General features: G+C 42.6%; 3 protein-coding genes. All 3 read right to left on the bottom strand.

Annotated elements, in window-relative coordinates; genetic code table 11:
• Nucleotides 1-311, bottom strand: a 311-nt coding sequence (locus FFM73_RS12905; protein WP_187695196.1) for an IS66 family transposase, incomplete at its 3' end; no start/stop codon positions are given.
• Between the two features lie 47 nt (nt 312-358).
• Complete coding sequence (gene tnpB, locus FFM73_RS12555) at nt 359-721, bottom strand: IS66 family insertion sequence element accessory protein TnpB (protein WP_137631950.1); 363 nt, start codon at nt 719-721, stop codon at nt 359-361.
• The gene (locus FFM73_RS12550) at nt 711-893 is read right to left on the bottom strand and encodes a hypothetical protein (protein ID WP_137631949.1); all 183 of its coding nucleotides are present in this window, start codon (nt 891-893) and stop codon (nt 711-713) included. Before FFM73_RS12550 ends, tnpB begins: the two co-directional genes overlap by 11 nt.
• Between the last annotated feature and the right edge of the window lie 84 nt (nt 894-977).

Here is a 977-nt window from a genome sequence, read left to right as displayed (position 1 = left end):
TCAGTTGTGTTAATGACAACTTCTTTGTGCGGCAAGTCGGCAATGATGACCTCAGCTCGTTTTCGTCGCGGACGTCTTTCAATAGTACCGACTGTCGTCGGCACTTCGCTTTGTTCACCAGTCTGCTCTGGTTTCATGAAAGATTCGTCTTCGAATAACGAGGTCTGATTAGGGTCACCCAGCTTCTCCGACTGATGGCCGTATAATTTACGGTTCAGATATGCCACCTGTTCCGTCAAATATTGGATTTGTTTCAGTAGTTCTTGATTCTGTTTAAGCGCTGCTGCCAAAAGTTCTTCTGTCGTTGCCAAACATACCGCCACCGTCCGTTTATGTATTGGTATGATTTTACTACGAGTTAGGCGTGTTGCCTACTACTTTTTGGTGGCGTACTTGGATGAATCGAAGATTCCAAGGCCCATCCTGAAAGTAAACGGGTCAATTGCTTAGTATGCAGCCGTTTAACTTCATTTTGATTAGTTGGCCACTGCAGTCGACCGTTATCGATTCGTTTATACAACAGTAAAAAACCATCACCATCCCAATATAACGCTTTGTAGCGATCCTTACGGGTCCCACAAAACATGAACAGTGATTTACTATACGGATCCAACTCATACTGTTCAGTGACAACTCGCGCTAAACCGTCAATACCACGGCGGAGATCTGTTTTACCACAAACTAAATAAATACCGTTGAGTTTGCGAACGTCAATCAGCATCACTAAACACCGCCTTTAGTAGGGCATCCAGAATATAGCCATTAATATAGTTGTAGACGATTAACGATTTATCTTCACTTAATCGCAGTTGAAAAGCTTTGCCGGGTGTTGCTGGCTTACCTGATTTTGATTGATCGAGTTTAATTTGAACAACATCTTGAAGCTTAGTCATAAAAAATCACCTCATCATAATTGATAAGGTGATCATACTGCGCCGTTAGACGCATTCATAGACGTTCGGTTATAGTGTGCTTAC

This window comes from Secundilactobacillus hailunensis (genome assembly GCF_005405185.1).
GTDB classification, from domain to species: Bacteria; Bacillota; Bacilli; order Lactobacillales; family Lactobacillaceae; genus Secundilactobacillus; species Secundilactobacillus hailunensis.
Note: the sequence above shows the minus strand (reverse complement) of the source record. Positions and strands in the feature narration are given on the sequence as shown.

Bases quoted from the DNA above. Each gene is read 5' to 3' on its own strand.
- FFM73_RS12550 (WP_137631949.1), bottom strand. From the start codon at position 893: ATGACTAAGCTTCAAGATGTTGTTCAAATTAAACTCGATCAATCAAAA.
- tnpB (WP_137631950.1), bottom strand. From the start codon at position 721: ATGCTGATTGACGTTCGCAAACTCAACGGTATTTATTTAGTTTGTGGT.